The 16002-nt window shown below is 66.0% G+C and carries 16 protein-coding genes; 7 read left to right on the forward strand and 9 right to left on the reverse strand.

Going from position 1 to position 16002, the window contains the following annotated elements; translation table 11 throughout:
• The first annotated feature begins 4 nt into the window (after window positions 1-4).
• The 6 genes from ACWGQ2_RS05395 to ACWGQ2_RS05420 all read left to right on the forward strand — a co-directional run bounded on the left by ACWGQ2_RS05395 (window position 5) and on the right by ACWGQ2_RS05420 (window position 6510).
• Window positions 5-826 (forward strand): SDR family NAD(P)-dependent oxidoreductase, encoded by an 822-nt coding sequence (locus ACWGQ2_RS05395; protein WP_452015058.1) that lies wholly within the window; start codon window positions 5-7, stop codon window positions 824-826.
• A gap of 74 nt (window positions 827-900) precedes the next feature.
• Window positions 901-1683, forward strand: a complete 783-nt coding sequence (locus ACWGQ2_RS05400; protein WP_452015060.1) for an SDR family NAD(P)-dependent oxidoreductase — start codon at window positions 901-903, stop codon at window positions 1681-1683.
• 12 nt (window positions 1684-1695) lie between these two features.
• The gene (locus ACWGQ2_RS05405) at window positions 1696-2553 is read left to right on the forward strand and encodes a sugar phosphate isomerase/epimerase family protein (RefSeq protein ID WP_452015062.1); all 858 of its coding nucleotides are present in this window, start codon (window positions 1696-1698) and stop codon (window positions 2551-2553) included.
• Window positions 2554-2706: 153 nt separating this feature from the next.
• Window positions 2707-3780 carry a 1-phosphofructokinase family hexose kinase gene (locus ACWGQ2_RS05410; RefSeq protein ID WP_452015064.1) on the forward strand — a complete coding sequence of 358 codons (1074 nt, stop codon included), beginning with the start codon at window positions 2707-2709 and terminating at the stop codon, window positions 3778-3780.
• A 158-nt stretch (window positions 3781-3938) separates the two neighbouring features.
• Window positions 3939-5432, forward strand: a complete 1494-nt coding sequence (locus ACWGQ2_RS05415) for an aldehyde dehydrogenase family protein (protein ID WP_452015065.1) — start codon at window positions 3939-3941, stop codon at window positions 5430-5432.
• Window positions 5433-5610: 178 nt separating this feature from the next.
• Window positions 5611-6510, forward strand: a complete 900-nt coding sequence (locus tag ACWGQ2_RS05420) for a phosphatase PAP2 family protein (RefSeq protein ID WP_452015067.1) — start codon at window positions 5611-5613, stop codon at window positions 6508-6510.
• On the opposite strand, the gene ACWGQ2_RS05425 is transcribed toward ACWGQ2_RS05420, so the two are convergent.
• The 5 genes from ACWGQ2_RS05425 to pdhA are packed head-to-tail and all read right to left on the reverse strand — an operon-like array spanning window position 6507 to window position 12258.
• Window positions 6507-7745: an MFS transporter gene (locus ACWGQ2_RS05425; RefSeq protein WP_452015362.1), complete on the reverse strand. Its 1239-nt coding sequence runs from the start codon at window positions 7743-7745 to the stop codon at window positions 6507-6509. The two genes, ACWGQ2_RS05420 and ACWGQ2_RS05425, sit on opposite strands and share 4 nt — an antisense overlap.
• Window positions 7724-8575: an MBL fold metallo-hydrolase gene (locus ACWGQ2_RS05430; protein WP_452015069.1), complete on the reverse strand. Its 852-nt coding sequence runs from the start codon at window positions 8573-8575 to the stop codon at window positions 7724-7726. Before ACWGQ2_RS05430 ends, ACWGQ2_RS05425 begins: the two co-directional genes overlap by 22 nt.
• 51 nt (window positions 8576-8626) lie before the next feature.
• Window positions 8627-10048: a dihydrolipoamide acetyltransferase family protein gene (locus ACWGQ2_RS05435; RefSeq protein ID WP_452015071.1), complete on the reverse strand. Its 1422-nt coding sequence runs from the start codon at window positions 10046-10048 to the stop codon at window positions 8627-8629.
• Window positions 10045-11097, reverse strand: a complete 1053-nt coding sequence (locus ACWGQ2_RS05440; protein ID WP_452015073.1) for an alpha-ketoacid dehydrogenase subunit beta — start codon at window positions 11095-11097, stop codon at window positions 10045-10047. The genes ACWGQ2_RS05435 and ACWGQ2_RS05440 overlap by 4 nt, the downstream gene beginning before the upstream one ends.
• 12 nt (window positions 11098-11109) lie before the next feature.
• A complete protein-coding gene (gene pdhA / locus ACWGQ2_RS05445; protein ID WP_452015075.1) occupies window positions 11110-12258 on the reverse strand; it encodes a pyruvate dehydrogenase (acetyl-transferring) E1 component subunit alpha in 1149 nt (382 codons plus the stop codon).
• 209 nt (window positions 12259-12467) lie between these two features.
• Here pdhA and ACWGQ2_RS05450 point away from each other — a divergent pair, with 209 nt between their 5' ends.
• Window positions 12468-12917 carry an Lrp/AsnC family transcriptional regulator gene (locus tag ACWGQ2_RS05450; RefSeq protein WP_452015077.1) on the forward strand — a complete coding sequence of 150 codons (450 nt, stop codon included), beginning with the start codon at window positions 12468-12470 and terminating at the stop codon, window positions 12915-12917.
• Window positions 12918-13017: 100 nt separating this feature from the next.
• Here the strand turns inward: ACWGQ2_RS05450 and ACWGQ2_RS05455 are convergent, their stop codons facing one another.
• The 4 genes from ACWGQ2_RS05455 to ACWGQ2_RS05470 form a co-directional block, all read right to left on the reverse strand.
• On the reverse strand, window positions 13018-13281 hold the full coding sequence (locus ACWGQ2_RS05455; RefSeq protein ID WP_452015079.1) for a DUF6480 family protein: 264 nt from the start codon (window positions 13279-13281) through the stop codon (window positions 13018-13020).
• Between the two features lie 94 nt (window positions 13282-13375).
• The gene (locus tag ACWGQ2_RS05460; protein WP_452015081.1) at window positions 13376-14614 is read right to left on the reverse strand and encodes a Dyp-type peroxidase; all 1239 of its coding nucleotides are present in this window, start codon (window positions 14612-14614) and stop codon (window positions 13376-13378) included.
• Window positions 14614-15207, reverse strand: a complete 594-nt coding sequence (locus ACWGQ2_RS05465; protein ID WP_452015083.1) for a copper chaperone PCu(A)C — start codon at window positions 15205-15207, stop codon at window positions 14614-14616. The genes ACWGQ2_RS05460 and ACWGQ2_RS05465 overlap by 1 nt, the downstream gene beginning before the upstream one ends.
• A gap of 115 nt (window positions 15208-15322) precedes the next feature.
• Entirely contained in the window at window positions 15323-15958 is a 636-nt protein-coding gene (locus tag ACWGQ2_RS05470; RefSeq protein ID WP_452015085.1) for a copper resistance CopC family protein, read from the reverse strand.
• Window positions 15959-16002 lie beyond the last annotated feature (44 nt).

The raw sequence follows: 16002 nt of genomic DNA on the forward strand, positions 1-16002 counted from the left end.
GACAATGAGTGCTGCATCCTCGTCCGATCTGGCGGCATTGCTCGATCTCAGCGGCGACATCGTCGTCGTAACGGGCGCGTCCAGCGGTATCGGGCACACAGCGGCCGAGACCTACGCGGCCGCCGGCGCGACAGTTATCGTCCTCGGACGAAGCGAGGAGCGGGTGGCTGATGTCGCAGCGGGCATCGTTGCGGCCGGGGGTTCTGCCCATGGCTACGCGGTCGACGTGGCCGTGCGCGGCGCGCTGGATGCGCTTTTCGAGCGGATAGTCTCCGAGGTCGGTCGTCCGACGGTGGTCGTCGCAAATGCGGGGATCGCTGGCGGGGCGAGCTACCTCGGCGGGGGCCGGATGGCCGAATACACGGACAGGGAGTGGGATGAAGTCCTCGCGACCAACCTCACCGGCACGTTTGAGACGGTCCGTGCAGCAGCCCGCGTGCTCGAGTTCGGCGGCCGAATCCTGGTCACAGCGTCAACGGCGGGTCTTCGGACGGATCCGATGGTCTCCTACGCCTACGTCACCTCGAAGGCAGGCATCCTCAACCTGGTCCGCCAGCTCGCCCTCGAGCTGGCACCGCGCGGTATCCGTGTGAACGCAATTGCACCCGGTCCGTTCAAGGGCACGCGCATCGGCGACGGCAAGACAGAGATCTCGCCCGAGTTCGAGGCCGCGTGGGCAGACACCATTCCGCTGGCGCGGATGGGGACGATGGCCGAGATCCGGGGGCCCATGCTGTTCCTCGTTGCTCCGGCCTCATCCTTCATCACAGGCGCAGTCCTGGCTGTCGATGGCGGGGCGCTCGCCCTTTCCCACACCGGATTCTGAAAAAGAGTCCACCATCTCTGTCGGCGGGGAGTTCCGCTCCCCGCCGACAGACCAACATATAAGGAGTACTCAGAATGAGGCTTGAAGGTAAGGTTGCCGTCATCACCGGAGGCGCGAGCGGAATCGGCCGCGCGACCGTCATGAAGTTTGTGGAGGAGGGCGCGAAGGTCCTCATCGCTGATCTGAACCTGGCCCAGGCCCAGGCGGTTGTCGCTGAGGTCGAGGCCGCAGGGTTCGCGGGAGCGGCAGCGGCAGCGCAGGTTGATGTTTCCAGCTTTGTCGAGGTCGAGGCCACCGTGGCCAGGGCCGTCCAGTTGTTCGGCGGGCTCGACATCATCTTCAACAATGCTGGCATCGCGGGTGGCAAGCCGCTGCTCGACCACGATCCGGAGGTCGACTATGCACCGATGATCCGCATCGACCAGGACGGGGTCTACCACGGCATTCTCGCCGCGGGCCGGCAGTTCCGCGACCAGGGCAGGGGCGGTGTCATCATCAACACCTCGTCCGTTTACGGCGAACAGGCGGCAGAACTCGCCTTCTCCTACAGTGCGGCGAAGGCTGCCGTCATATCTTTCACCCGCTCGGCGGCCTACGAACTGGCGGAGTACGGTGTCCGTGCCGTAGCCATCACCCCGGGCCGAGTCGGCACGCCGATCATCAACCAGTTCAGCGACGAACTGAAACGAACGTTCGCCTCCGAACAACTGCGCGGTGTCATGACAGAACCGTCCGAGATCGCCGATGTCGTTGCTTTCCTTGCCTCCGACGAGGCAACCGTCATCAATGGAACGGTCGTGCATGTCGACGACGGGTACTCGAGCTTCAAGCAGCGCCTCCAGCTGCCCGTCTTCTAGGGAGAGACGGACATGTTTCCCAGCCTTGACCTGGCATGCCACCTAAACGTCCTGGTCCCCGATACATCGTTGGACCGGCTGCCCGCGGCCCTTGATGCCATCGCCGCAGCCGGGTACCGCCGGGTCGTGCTGCCGCCGGTTGACCCGGGCTCCGTCGACGTTGCGGCCCTGCGCGGAGCGTTTGCGGAACGCGGCCTGAGTCCAATCACGATCGCCGGCCAGGAGCGGGACGCAAACGTCTCCTCGGTCGATGAAGATGTGCGCAGAGCCGGCTCGAATCTGCTTCGGCGGGCCCTTGAGCTGACGGTGGCCCTCGGTTCGGACCAGCTGAACGGGGTGCCATACGGCATATTCGGTCCCCCGGACGGCCCAACTGACCGGGCCGCGTTCGAAAGATCCGCAGCTGAGGTTGGGCGGGTAGCCGATGAGGCCCATGAGCGGGGGGTCCGCATGACTTTCGAAGTACTCAACCGCTACGAGACATCAGCGATCAACACGGCCGCCCAGGCTATGGAGTATGTCGCAGCGAGCGGATCCGAGAACCTCTGGATCCATCTGGACACTTTTCACATGGCTATCGAAGAAACCGACATGTCCGCAGCCATACGGACCGCGTTGCCGAAGCTCGCTTTCCTTGAACTCGGACAGTCAGGGCGGGGAGCACTGAGCACAGGGGTGGTGGATATAGCTGCAGTTGTGCGTCAGGCGCTGGACGACGGCTACGAGGGCCGGTGGGGAGTGGAGGCGTTCTCGCGCCGGAACCTTGATCGAGCGGCTGCGGACATGCTCTCGATATGGCGCAACCCGTTTATCGACGGCCCAGCCACTGCGAAGGATACGGCGCAGTTTCTTTTGGCCGCGAGCAGGTAACGGCGGCATCCGACGATGACGGTTCGGCCGGTGTTCCATCGGCAGGTCACCACGGACCGTTCATTTACAGCGTCAAACAACTTGAGCCAAAGTCCCAGGATTGGCGGTGAGAACGGCGACTGGGCCTTATCGGATGAGAAGCGGGGAGTACGGATGAATGTCAGGGCACGCACTGGGCAAGCAGGCCCCAGTCTTGGCCGCGTCGGCCCACGTGAGCGGCCAGGTGGTCCCCCGAAGGGCGGATTCCTGGCGCCACGGGTGGTTACGTTTACCCCTGCGCCCTGCGTGGACAAGGTGTATTTCCTTGACCGGGTCACGGCAGGAGAAGTCCACCGCGCTGATCGGGTGGACACGTATTTCGCGGGAAACGGCGTGAACGTTGCGAGGTCCCTTCAGCTGGCAGGGAGCACGGTTTCAGCAGTCTTGCCAGTCGACCACCGACGCTTGGCGGAGTTCGGATACGGCAGCGGATTAGGTGGCGTGGTCCGGGGCGTCGACATAGGGAGCCCTCTTCGAACGAATGTCACCGTTGTTGACGAATCGGGCATGACCACCAACTTCAATTCCCGCCCGGCTCCTCTGAAGCCCGCGCAATGGTCCGGTTTGTGTGAGGCCGTCATAGACGAGGTCCGGCAGATGGACGCCGACTGGTTCGTGCTTGGGGGGTCCCTGCCCCTTGACGCGAGCACCGGTCTGCCAGTCGATCTTCGACCCCTCTTTGCACGGGTGCGTGATTTGGGCGTCTCCATCTGCCTGGATTCCCCGGTCGATAACGCCCTGCTTTTGACGTGGTCCAGCGGCTGGTGTCCGCACCTTGTGAAACCGAATGCCGCTGAGCTTTCAAAGATGACCGGCGGCCCCGTGCGCACTCTAAGCGATGTCGTGGTGGCAGCAGAGCGCGTACGGGAGTCCGGTGTAGACACTGTGCTGGCGAGCCTGGGTTCCGACGGCATTCTCGAGGTTGGCCCACGAGGCATCCTCTGGGCAAGTGGTCCCAGAACCGATGTAATCAACACCACCGGTGCAGGGGACGCAGCGCTGGCCGGGTACCTGAGTGTTGCCCACCCTGGTTTACCGATGGATCGGTGGCATGCCGAGGCGCTCCAGCGGTCAGTGGCGTGGGGAGCTTTAGCAGTCCGTCAGGCCACAACCGTCCTGCCGCACATTCTGACGGGTCCGCAGCGGGTCCAGATCCGCACCCCGGATCTGGACCACAGGCTGGCCTAGGCACAGCGCCCGGCGGAACCGGATGCAGGGAAAGGAGGGACTGACGGAAACGGTCACTGGACGCAGCCGTCATGGCACACCGGAAGGCGGTGCGGCCCTGAAATGCCGATAGCTCGGCGATGTAGCACGAACCTGAAAACTCTGAAAGGTAATGCGAAATGACTGATCTGACAACAAACGCCCGGACACAACTAATGACCGGCCTGTACATCGGTGGGAAGAGCCTGGACACCAGCGAAACTCTGGCGATCACAGATCCGGGCAAACCGGGATCCATCGTGGGATACGCGGCCAGCGCTTCCACAAAGGACGCGGAGGCCGCCGTGGCAGCGGCGAAGGCGGCCTTTGGCTCCTGGGCTGCACTCACTCCACAGGACCGGGCAGCTGCGCTTGCCGAAGCAATCAGCGGTCTGGCAGAGCTCCGGGATGAGGACGCCGCAGTCCTGTCCCAGGAGAACGGAAAAATCGTCCACGAGGCATGGGTGGATGCACTCGTCTTCGAAATACGCTGCCAGCTGGCAATCTCCCTGGCAGAGGAAATGACTGAGGTCAAAGTACTCGAACCAGCACCCGGCATCCCGGTGACCACCACCGTGTCCTATCAGCCGCTGGGCGTGGTCACCATCATCGTCCCCTTCAACTGGCCGGTGGCAATTCTGGGCGCAGCACTTCCGCAGGCGCTCATGGCCGGAAACACGGTGATCGTCAAACCTCCTTTGACGGCGCCCCTTGCTACCACCAGGATTGTGCAGCGGGTTGCCGAGAAGCTGCCGCCGGGAGTCCTGAACGTGGTAACGGGCAAGGACAGCGAGATGGCTCCGTTGATCCAGAACGAGGACGTTGCCAAGGTGTGTTTCACGGGCAGCGTGAACGGCGGCAAGCGCATGATGGAAATGGCATCGCAGTCCCTGACCAGAGTCACCCTCGAACTCGGCGGCAATGATGCTGCCATCTTCCTCGAGGACGCGGTCCTGGACGAGACCCACCTGGACCGGCTGTTCGCCGCGGTCTTCGACACCACCGGACAGATCTGCATGAACGCCAAGCGCATTTACGTGCACCGGTCACGCCTGGATGAATTGGTTGCCGGTCTCTCAGCCCGGTTGGAGAAGGTCGTCATCGGTTACGGGCTGGACAAAGCCACCACCATGGGACCCTTGCACTCCCCGGCGCAGAAGGCCTTTGTGGCTGAGCTCATCGCCGAAGCCAGGGCTGCCGGCGCTGACGTGCGCGAGTTCGGCACCCTGCCAACCGCGCCCGAGCTGGAGGGCGGTAACTTCCTTCGCCCGGCTCTCGTGGTTGATCCGGATCCGGGGCTGCGTGTGGTGACCGAGGAACAGTTCGGCCCGGTGATTCCCATCATCGGCTTCGACACCGAAGAACAGGCCATCGCCGCCGCGAACGATTCCTGGGCCGGCTTGGGCGGATCCGTCTGGACCTCGGATCCGGCCAAAGCCAATGCCGTGGGGTCGCAGCTGGTCTGCGGCTACGTTTGGGTCAACGACCATGGTGCGACGCGGCTGGACCTGCGGGCTCCCTTCGGCGGCATGAAGCAGTCCGGGATGGGACGTGAACAGGGCATCGAGGGCATCCGCGCCTTCCAGGACACCCGCTCAATCGCCCATCTCGAGCCCGGCGCCGCAACTCACTAATACCGCGCTCATCACGAAGAAGGTTCGCGTGATGGTGGCGGCCGGCACCGTCGAGGTGCAGGCCGCCACCCCGCTTCCACGGGGAATCCGTACACCCGCCGCGGGTAATGGAAGCTGCCCAACGGGTACAGGCCCGGCTCACAGGAAACCTGCACTGAGGTATGGCACGCTGGATGGGATGGATACGCGCAATCTCCTGAATCAGCGGCAGCCCGTGCAGCGGCCGGCCGGGCACAACCCTGCCCTCTTCCTCTTCGCGGCGCTGCTGGCAGCTGCCGGAGCCGCTGTTACGTACTTTGGGTTCGTCCGGACGACTACGGGCCAGCTGGCCGATGAATCCGCCTGGCGTGAGGCAGAACTGGTGGCTCCGGGCACCCGGCTCCCGGCACTGAAGTTCCTGGACAGCCTGCCGCTGGCTTCGGTATTCATCGCCATCGGCGTGATTGTCGCGGTGACTCTGTACCGCAGGCGTCTCTCCCCCGCAGTTATTGCCGTCTCCACAATGGCGGGCGCGAACCTGGCAACGCAGCTGCTGAAGAACCTGCTGCTGGACCGTCCTGACCGCGGGGTCATCACCCTTGCCTTTAATTCCCTGCCGTCGGGCCACACCACCATGGCTGCCTCGGCCATGGCGGTCGTCTTCCTTGTGTCTTCGCCGCGCTGGCGGCCCACAGTGGCAGCTCTCGGAGGAACGTACGCGGTCCTTGCGGGATCAGCCACGTTCTTCAATCTCTGGCACCGGCCGGCGGACGTCGTCGCCGCCTTCTTTGTGGTCTCGGCATGCACGCTGGTGGGCGGTCTGGTCATGATGCGCACCAACCGGGACTGGAACACCCTTCCTGCAGGCGGCCGCGGTGCCGCAGGGAGGCTCTGGACCTCCCTCACCGCCGGGGCAGGCCTGCTGGCCCTGGCGCTCTCCGCTGCCCTCTATGTCTATGCCCGCTGGGGCAGCGGAATCGCCGGCCTGGATGACCGTCCGCTGTACTTCTGGTGCGGGCTCTCACTGATCGTGGGAGTGGGTTACGTACTGTCCGCGCTTGGCTCTTGGCTGTTCACACAGCAGGCCGGGAACCGCTAAGGACCAATCCGGCGTCCCTTCGGCACGTACTTCCACAGCACCACCGCCCCGGCCAGGCCCATCAGCGCAGTGGCTGCGATTCCTGCGGAGAGTGACGCTGCCGCCGTTACCGCCGAAAGCAGCCCCGGGCCGCTGAGTATTCCGATGTCGGAGAGCAGCCGCCACAGCCCCAGGAACTTCGGCCGGCCCGGCTGCGGGGAGAAGTCCGCGCCCAGCGTCATCACGATTCCGGAGCCGATTCCGTTGCCGAAACCGATCAGCAGAGCGGCCAGGAGGAGCTGCAGCGGCGTGGAAGTCAGCGGCAGCAGGGCCAGCCCCGCGGCCATCAGCAGCATGCAGGGTACGGCCACGGCCCGGCGTCCGCGCAGGTCCATGACCCGTCCGGCGGGGTAGAAGATCAGCATGTCCACGCCGGCGGAGATACCGTAGATCAGGGCGGTCTGGGCCGGATCGATGCCAAGGTGCTGGGCCCAGAGGGGGATCACGGCCTGGCGGGTGGCCCGCACGGCTGCGATCAGGAGCACCCCGATGCCCACCGTCCGGAAGACACGTGAATGGCTGCGCAGAATCGAGCCGATGGTCGGCGGGGCCACTGCCTCGACAGCTTCTTCCAGCGGATCCCCACTGGATGCCGGTTTTCCGGTGCCGGGCGTCCGCACGCTCAGGTCCGGCACGGTCAGGCTCAGCAGACCGGCGGCGAACGCTGCCGCGGCGCCCACCCAGTAGGCCCCCGGAGTTCCGGCGAAGGTCATCACCCCGGCAGCGGCAAACGGGCCAATGAACACGCCAATGCGGTTGGAGCCGCCCAGTGTGGACAGCGCCCGGGCCCGGAAATGCATCGGCACCGCTTCGGTGACATAGCTTTGCCGGGCCAGCCCAAAGACGGCGCCGGCCATGCCGACCATAAAAACCGCCAGGGCAAAGACCCAGAGAACGGGTATGGAAGCAGCCAGCACCATGGCCAGCGCGCACCACGCAGCGGCCCCGACCAGGGCCCACTTCTCGCCGAACCGGGTGGTGACCAGGGTGGCAGGAACGTTGGTGAGCAGGGAACCGATCCCGGTCAGCGTGACGATTGCAGCTGCCAGGGCAACAGTGGCGCCCAGATCACGTGCGGTCAGCGCGACGACCGGCAGGATCGCCCCGATCGCCGTCCCGTAGAGCACCGTGGGGCCGAAGGCAGGGACGGCAATGCTCCGCAGGCTGAAGGTATCTATTGCTTCAGCCACTTCCAGCGCGCCAGGGTGCGCAGCCGGGTCAGCAGCGCCCGGGACTGCTCAGGGCCGTAAGGCAGGATCGGAATGGCCTTGGTCATGTCCGTTGACGCCTGGTCCATGGCGCTGCGTGTCACTGCGACGGCGGTGCGCATCTTGTTCATCTGGGTGGTCACGAAGGCCATGTCCACGGGTTTGCCGTGGCCGGGAACCACCGTGCTGTAGAGGTCCTCCAGCGCAACGATCTTCCCCAGTGTGCGGATCCATTCCTTGGGATAGGAATCACCGAAGTTCGGGTCGGCGCCCTGCTCCACCAAATCCCCGGTGAACAGCACATCTCCGGCTCCGACCAGCAGATCATGGTCGGTATGGCCGCGGCCCAGGTGGAACAGGGTCACGGACACGCCGCCCAGGTCAAGGTCCACGGGCGCTCCGTCAACCAGCTTCTGCGGCGCAACGATGGCCGTTCCCGGTCCGGTGCCGGTTGCCATGCCCGGCTCGACGCCGGCAACGGAGGAACGCTGTTCCTCACCCGTGGCGGTAATCGTCCGAGCGCAGTCGCTGGTCGCCCAGATTTCCTCGACGCCGTTGTCCACCAGGTAAGCGTTGCCGAAGAAGTGGTCGAAGTGCGCGTGGGTGTTCACGGCGATGACCGGCAGGTTGGTCAGCTTCCGGACGCCGTCCAGCAGAGCCTTCGCCTGGGCCGGACCGGCGCCGGTGTCCACCAGCAGCGCCCGCTCCTGCCCGATAACCAGGCCGGAGTTCATCCCCCAGCCCGGGCTTGACTGCACATACGTATTCGGTGCCAGCTCCAGCCAGTCATCGGGGGTTTGCGGGGTGGTCTGCTTCATGGCGTCCGTCCTTCAGGTATCTGCGCTAACCAACCTACCGTGTGCCGACGGCTACAGGTCAGCCAGGACGCTTCCCGGGTTCTCTATTGCATCCGCAACGTAACGAAGGAACCCGCCTGCTGTGCCGCCGTCGCACACCCGGTGGTCAAAGACCAGGGTCAGCTCCGTCATTTTCCGCACCATCAGCTGGCCGTCCACAACCCACGGCTTGTCGATAATGCGTCCGATGCCCAGAATCGCGGACTCCGGGTAGTTGATGATGGCGGCGCTGCCGTCGACGCCGAAGACCCCGTAATTATTCAGCGTGAAGGTGCCGCTGGTCAGTTCCTCCGGTGTGGCAGCGCCGGAACGGGCCGACGCCGTCAGCCGCCGGATTTCGGCGTCCAATTCCCTGGCGCTGAGCTTCTCGGCGTGCCGGATGGAGGGAACCATCAGGCCCCGGTCGGTCTGCGCGGCGAAGCCAAGGTTCACGCCGTCAAAGGCGACCAGCTCGGCGTCGGGTCCGGCGCCGGCCACGTAGCGGGTGTTCAGTTCGGGGAACCGCCGCAGACCGGCGAGGGTGAACCGGGCTAGGAAGGCCATCAGGCCGGGCGTGTTTTCCGGGTCGCGGCGCTTGAGGTCCGCGCGCAGTTCCAGCAGCGCGGTGGCGTCCACGTCCACCCAGACGGTGGCTTCGGGGATTTCGCTGCGGCTGGCGCTGAGGTTCGCGGCGACGGTGCGGCGCAGTCCCTTGACCGGGATGCGGGATGTGACGGCCAGTCCGGAACGGGGATCCGTATCGCCCGCGGCTGGAGCAGCCGGCGAAGCTGGAACGGGCGCGGTTGCCGGGGCAGGCGCGGAACTGCCGCTGATGGCCAGTTCAACGTCACGGCGCAGGATCAGGCCGTCGCGGCCGGTGCCGTGCACGGAGCGCAGTGCGATCCCGGATTCACGGGCCAGCCGGCGGACCAGCGGCGAGATGCACCGGGGAGCTTCGAGCGTAGCGGGAGCCGGGTCGGTGACAGCAGCAGGTGCAACCGCAGCAGGAGCCGGTGCCGGAGCTGTGGCGGCCTGGGCGGCTGCCGGGCGGCGCGGCGCCCGGGTGCGGCGGTTGGTGCCGTGTCCTCCGGGAGTTCCGTAACCGATCAGGACATTGCCCGAACCGGCCCGTTCCTCCTGGCGGTAGGCTTCCCCTGCCGGATCCGGGTCGGCCGGGGCAGCTGGTGCGGTCTCACCCGGTGCCGGGGCCTCCGCCGTCGTGCGTACGGAGATCAGCGGCTTGCCGACGTCGATGCTCTCCCCCGCAGCGCCGTGCAGGGTCTGCACTACGCCCGCGAACGGGGAGGGTACCTCCACCAGCGATTTGGCGGTCTCAACTTCGGCCACAGGCTGGTCCACGGTGATGGTGTCGCCCTCGGCGACGAGCCAGTTCACCAGTTCCGCGTCGGTCAGGCCTTCGCCCAGGTCAGGGAGCAGGAAAGTACGCACGCTCATTTGTCCTCCCACTGCAGTTCATCAACGGCGTCCAGGATCCGGTCAACGCCGGGCAGGAAGAAGCTTTCCAGCTTCGGGGCCGGGTAAGGGATGTCGAAGCCGGTCACGCGCAGTACGGGGGCGGCCAAGGAATGGAAGCAGCGTTCCTGGATACGGGCCACGATCTCCGAGGCCACGGACGCGAAGCCGGGGGCTTCGGAAATGACGACGGCGCGGCCGGTCTTGCGGACGGAGGCGCACACGGTTTCGTCGTCGAAGGGAACAATGCTGCGGACGTCAATGACCTCCAGGCTGCGGCCTTCGGCGGCAGCGGCTTCCGCGGCGGAAAGTGCCGTGGAGACGGAAGGACCATAGGCGATCAGCGTGGCGTCGGTGCCTTCGCGGGCAACGGCAGCCTTGCCGATCGCAGGGTCTGCGGCGGGGGCGTCTGCTTCGAAGGGCGCGCGCAGGGCTGCGAGGTCAACGTCCTCCTTGGTCCAGTAGAGCTTCTTGGGTTCCAGGAACACCACCGGGTCCGGGAACCGGATGGCTTCGCGCAGCATGGTGTAGGCGTCTGCGACGGTGGCCGGGGCCAGGACCGTCAGTCCCGGGGTATGGGCATAGTAGGACTCGGAGGAGTCGCAGTGGTGCTCCACTCCCCCGATGCCGCCGGCGTACGGAATCCGGATCACCAGGGGAAGCTTGACCTTGCCCCGGGTGCGGTTGGACATTTTGGCGACGTGGCTGACCACCTGCTCGAAGGCCGGGTAGGCGAAGGCATCGAACTGCATTTCGACCACCGGACGGATGCCGTTCATGGCCATTCCCACGGCCATGCCCATGATGCCGGATTCGGCCAGCGGGGTATCGAAGCAGCGTTCTTCCCCGAAGCGTGCGGTCAGGCCGTCGGTGATGCGGAAGACTCCGCCAAGCGGGCCGACGTCCTCACCGAACATCACCACGGTTGAATCCGCGGCCATTTCATCTGCCAGCGCGGTGTTCAGTGCCTTCGCGAAGGTGAGGCTGACGCGGGTGTCTTCGGGCGCAGGCGCCTGTGCTGTGACTGTCATTGGTGGCTCCTGTTAGTCCTGTGCCCGGGAAAGCTCGTCCGTGAGCAGTGCAGCCTGCTCGGTGAGCTGCGGGGTGCGGCGGTCATAGACAAAGTTGAAGAGGTCCATGGGCTCGGGCACGATGTCCGTGTTCAGGCCTTCGCGGATGCGGGCGGCGACGGTCTCCGCTGCTGCCGTCATGGTTTCCTCGGCCGCGGCGTCGAGCATCCCAAGACCGGTGAGGTAGGTGCGCAGCCGGGTCAGCGGATCGCGCGGAACCCACTTGGCGACGTCGTCCTCGGAGCGGTACCGGGTGGCGTCGTCGGCGTTGGTGTGGGCCTGCATACGGTAGGTGTGCGCCTCAACCAGCGCCGGGCCGCCGCCTTCGCGGGCCCGCTCGACGGCGGCGCCCAGCACGGCCAGCAGCGCCGCGGCGTCGTTGCCGTCCACCCGCTCACCGGGCATGCCGTAGCCGATGGCCTTGTGTGCCAGGGACGGGGCAACGCTCTGGTTCTTCAGCGGCACGGAGATGGCGTATTCGTTGTTCTGCACAAAGAAGACCACGGGCACGTGGAAGACGGCGGCGAAGTTCAGGGCCTCGTGGAAGTCGCCTTCGCTGGTGGCGCCGTCGCCGCACATGGCCAGCACCACGGTGTTCTCACCGCGCAGCTTGGCAGCGTGCGCAACGCCGACGGCGTGCAGCAGCTGGGTGGCCAGCGGCGTCGCCTGGGGTGCCACGTTGTGCTCGTACGGGTCGTAGCCGGCGTGCCAGTCGCCCTTGAGCAGGGTCAGCACCTGCAGCGGATCCACCCCGCGGTGGATGACGGCAACGGTGTCCCGGTAGGTCGGGAACAGCCAGTCGCCGTCGGCCAGCACGGCAGCAGCGGCGATCTGGCAGGCTTCCTGGCCGTGGGAGGAGGGATAGACCGCCAGGCGGCCCTGGCGGACCAGGGCGTTCGCCTGGTCATTGATGCGCCGGCCGGCCACCAGTCCTTCGAAGGCGGCCTTGAGGGCATCGCCGTCGGGCAGCGGGTACTTTTCGCTGTGCCGGTGGGCGCCGTCAGCGTCGATCAGCTGGACCGGTTCGGCGGAGGGCAGCATGGTCGCGGTGCGGTCCTCGTTGTCCTCCGGACGCGTGCCCTCTGCGGACCCGGTGCTTGTGTTCCCGGTGGGAATAGTCATTGGAATCTCCGTCTGCCGCGGCGGATGCCGGAGTGTTTCCGGGCGTCCCGGCTCCTCCGGCGTGGGTGGAATTTCTGTAAGCCCAGTATGCGGAAACGCACGATTCGCATCCAGTGGAGGGGAAAATCCTAGATTTTCTGTATCGTCCTGCGTATTGTGATGGACAAGTTGTAAAAGTGAGCTGGATTACTTTGAAGGACGTAGACACTATGGCCCAGGCGCCGGCGGCATTGGATGAAATCGACAAGCGGATCCTGGCGGAGCTCACCCGGGACGGCAGGGCCTCTGTCAGCGCCGTGGCAGAGGCGGTGCACATCTCCCGGGCACACGCCTATTCTCGTATCTCCAAGCTGACCAGCTCCGGCGTCCTGACCCGCTTCACTGCACTGGTGGACCCGGTGAAGGCGGGCCTGCGGTCCAGTGCGTACGTCACCCTGAAGGTGCGCCAGCAGTCCTGGCGGGAGCTGAAGGAAGTGCTGCGCAAGATCCCCGAGGTGCACCACGTTGCCCTGGTGGGTGGATCCTTCGACGTCATCCTGCTGGTCCGGGCGGAGGACAACCTGCACCTGCGGCAAGTCATCTTCGACCAGCTGCAGTCCGCTCCCGGTGTGCTGGACAGCCAGACGTTCCTGGTCTTCGAGGACCTCGACGTCCGCTAGCCCTGCCCGCCCTTCCCTCACCGAGATAGCAGAAACTGCCCGTTTGGAGCTCCAAACGGGCAGTTTCTGCTATCTCGATGAGTGGGGCGGGACGGGACGGTCAGTTCTCGTCGTGCCCCTGGTCCATGCTCATCTGATCCTCGGCCGGAGGCGTCTCCCCCGGAGGAACTCCCCCGCCGGGCTCCAGACCGGTGATGTTGCCTTCCGCCGGATCAGGGTTGACCCGCTTGCCCTTCTCACCGCTGCCGGCATGGTTGCCGGTGCCCTCTGCCGTGCCCGGGCCCTTCTGGGCTTCGGCGTGGTCGGCTTCCTTGGGCTTGTCCGGATTGGCGGGATCGTTGTTCGGATCGTAGCTTTGCGTCATCGTGGCCTTTCGGTGATGCCCCGCAGGGGAGGAAACATTTAGTCAGCATGCTGACATTTCCAACCTAGCGGGACCACCGGCGGGCGGGCAATCCCTACGCGAAGAGCTCCTCCCCCACGAATCCGCCCTCCCGGGCACCCGGCGGCACGGCGAAGACGGCCGAACCAATCGGCGTCGTCCACTCATTGAGCAGGTCCAGCTTGTCCAGGCGCTGCTGGATCGGCACGAACTGCGCCGCGACGTCAGCCTGGAACGCCACGAAGATCTGCCCTGCATTGGAGATCGGGCCGCCCGGCTCCGGCGCCGCGTCAAAGTTGTATCCGCGGCGGAAGATCCGCTGGCGGGGGTTCTCCGGCCGGGCCCGGCGCATGTGCGCGTATTCCGGGATGACCTTGAAACCGAGCCCGGTCACCGCGTCGAAATCCGGTTCGTCGTGCTCCTTTTCGCCGGTGAGCGGGGCGCCGTTGGCAAGCCTGCGCCCCACCGCTTCCTCCCGGCCACGCCGGTCCAGCTCATCCCAGGTGTCCAGGTTCATGGCGATCCGGCGGACGACCATCGAAGTGCCGCCTTCCAGCCAGGCCGGAATGTCGGCGTCGCCCCACACCACCCGGTCAAACTCGGGAGTCCCCGGCAGCGCGTTCGCTGAACCGTCCACCTGCCCAAAAAGATTGCGCATGGTGGTGCCCGCAGGTTCGCTGCCGTAGGCATGGCGGAACCCGGGCTGGATCCAGCGCACGACGGCGAACGCGCGGCTGTCCTTGAGCAGCATCCGCTGTGCATGGGCGAGGGACAACGGGTCATCGGAACACAGCTGAAGCAGCAGATCTCCGCCGCTCCAGCGGTCTTCGAGTGCATCGATGCTGAAAGCCGGAAGCGGTCCCAGCCAGGCGGGGGCCAGATGGGGTGCCGCGGCGGCCACCAGGCCGGGCCCGAACCCGAGGGTCACCGTCAGCCGTGCCGGGTTCCGGGCCAGCTCCGGCTCAGAGTCCGCCAGTGCCGGTTCCCCCTGGGTGAGGGCAGCGGCGTCGTCACTGAGCATCCGAAGCCAGGACCCGATCCGGTCCCGTTCGATGCCCTCACGCAGGTCAAGGGCAACAAAGGCCGCGTATGCCCCGGGAGGAGTGGCGATGCCGGCCTGGTGCAGCCCGTAAAACGGAACCGTTTCCCGGCCGTTGCTGCCTGCCTCGTCCAGTCCCGTCCGTTCCAGGTCCGCCGCGCCGCGGCTCCCAACCAGATGTCCGCCGGCAGCGGCGACGGCGCCCAGGCCTGCCGCCGCGCCGCCGAAGAGCAGGCGGCGCCGGGCTACGCCGTGGGGTGCGGTTTCCTGGCTCATCAGTGATCAGCGGAATCGTGGGTTTCCCCACCACCGTGCGTCTCAGTACCGTGCGTGTCAGTACCGTGGGTCTCAGTACCGTGGCCTTCGCCGCTGCCGTAGGTTTCGTTGGCTCCGGCAAAGTCCTTGGCTACGGCGTCGACGTCCAGGGTGGACCCGTCGGCCAGTTCCAGGGTGATGGTCACGGTGTCTCCGGCCAGCAGGCCATCCGTCAGGCCCATCAGCATCAGGTGGCTGGCTCCGGGCTCCAGGAGGTAGTCGCTGCCTGCGGGGACCACAAACCCGCCTTCGATTTCGCGCATCACCATGGCGCCGTCGTCGTCCATGGCCACCTCGTGGAGCTCCACGGTAGAAGCTGCGGAGGAGGTGGCGGCGACGACCGTGATGTCCTCGCCGCCGGAGTTTTCCAGTGTGCCGAAGGCTCCGGTCATCCCGCCTGCTTCGGCGGCTTTGGTCCATGCTCCGGACATGGACAGGGCCGCAGCGTCCTCTGCGGACGGGGAAGTTTCGGCTACAGGGGTGGATGATCCGCACCCGGTAAGGGAGGCAGCCGAGACAGCGAGGACGGCTGCGGCGAGGGTGAACTTCTTCATGATTTTCGGTACTCCAAAGGTGTGTTCCGCGCGTCAGGGCGCGGGCAAGGGTATGGGGCGGCCGGTGCCGGGGCAGGCCGCGGGAAATGACTGCCGCGCGCAGGCGGCGGATTGTTTAGGCCTTGGTGCTGCGGCGCTTCTTCACCTGGACAACAATTGCCCAAGCGGCCAGAGCTGCGGCGGCGCCGACTCCGGCACCGGCAAGGGCCCACGGCACGTGGGACTCGGACTCTTCAGCTGCCGGGTTCGCCGCTGCACTCGGAGCGGGTTCGCTGGCAGCCGGGCTGGCGGAGGCGGTGGCCTCCGGGGTGGCGGACTCGGTGGCCGACGCGGCGGGAGTTTCCTCCGCACCCGCCGGGGCGTTCACCGTGAAACTGAAGGTGCCGGTGATCGGATGTCCGTCGCTGGAGACTGCGCGCCAGTTGACCTTGTAGTCCCCGGCATCGAGTGCGGGGAGGGCCTGGACCAGGGTTTCCCGGGTCAGGACCGGCTCGGACTCGGCCAGGTTGGTCCCGGCGGCATCTTCAACGATGACCTGGTTGCCCAGGTCCATGAGCTCTGAGCTGAAGACCAATTCAATTTCGGAAGGAGCGGCTTCCAGGACGGCACCGTCCGCCGGGTTGGAGGACACGAGTTCATCGTGCGCATGTGCCGGCGCTGCGAGGAAGAGAACCGCAGCCAAGGCGGCGAGGAGAACTGCGGCGAGAAGCGAGGCACGCGTGCGGGCCTGGCGGTAAAAAGTGGTGGGCATAGCTGCTTTCCGTTCCGGAGCGGAACTGGGATTCGTGTGGATGC

Source organism: Arthrobacter sp. NPDC055585, assembly GCF_053619115.1.

Excerpts from the sequence above, each read along its gene's own strand:
- ACWGQ2_RS05450 (WP_452015077.1), top strand. The coding sequence starts at position 12,468 with ATGGCCCAGGCGCCGGCGGCATTGGATGAAATCGACAAGCGGATCCTG.
- pdhA (WP_452015075.1), bottom strand. The coding sequence starts at position 12,258 with ATGACTATTCCCACCGGGAACACAAGCACCGGGTCCGCAGAGGGCACG.
- ACWGQ2_RS05395 (WP_452015058.1), top strand. The coding sequence starts at position 5 with ATGAGTGCTGCATCCTCGTCCGATCTGGCGGCATTGCTCGATCTCAGC.
- ACWGQ2_RS05410 (WP_452015064.1), top strand. The coding sequence starts at position 2,707 with ATGAATGTCAGGGCACGCACTGGGCAAGCAGGCCCCAGTCTTGGCCGC.
- ACWGQ2_RS05420 (WP_452015067.1), top strand. The coding sequence starts at position 5,611 with ATGGATACGCGCAATCTCCTGAATCAGCGGCAGCCCGTGCAGCGGCCG.
- ACWGQ2_RS05470 (WP_452015085.1), bottom strand. The coding sequence starts at position 15,958 with ATGCCCACCACTTTTTACCGCCAGGCCCGCACGCGTGCCTCGCTTCTC.
- ACWGQ2_RS05440 (WP_452015073.1), bottom strand. The coding sequence starts at position 11,097 with ATGACAGTCACAGCACAGGCGCCTGCGCCCGAAGACACCCGCGTCAGC.
- ACWGQ2_RS05400 (WP_452015060.1), top strand. The coding sequence starts at position 901 with ATGAGGCTTGAAGGTAAGGTTGCCGTCATCACCGGAGGCGCGAGCGGA.
- ACWGQ2_RS05430 (WP_452015069.1), bottom strand. The coding sequence starts at position 8,575 with ATGAAGCAGACCACCCCGCAAACCCCCGATGACTGGCTGGAGCTGGCA.
- ACWGQ2_RS05455 (WP_452015079.1), bottom strand. The coding sequence starts at position 13,281 with ATGACGCAAAGCTACGATCCGAACAACGATCCCGCCAATCCGGACAAG.
- ACWGQ2_RS05460 (WP_452015081.1), bottom strand. The coding sequence starts at position 14,614 with ATGAGCCAGGAAACCGCACCCCACGGCGTAGCCCGGCGCCGCCTGCTC.
- ACWGQ2_RS05405 (WP_452015062.1), top strand. The coding sequence starts at position 1,696 with ATGTTTCCCAGCCTTGACCTGGCATGCCACCTAAACGTCCTGGTCCCC.
- ACWGQ2_RS05465 (WP_452015083.1), bottom strand. The coding sequence starts at position 15,207 with ATGAAGAAGTTCACCCTCGCCGCAGCCGTCCTCGCTGTCTCGGCTGCC.
- ACWGQ2_RS05415 (WP_452015065.1), top strand. The coding sequence starts at position 3,939 with ATGACTGATCTGACAACAAACGCCCGGACACAACTAATGACCGGCCTG.
- ACWGQ2_RS05435 (WP_452015071.1), bottom strand. The coding sequence starts at position 10,048 with ATGAGCGTGCGTACTTTCCTGCTCCCTGACCTGGGCGAAGGCCTGACC.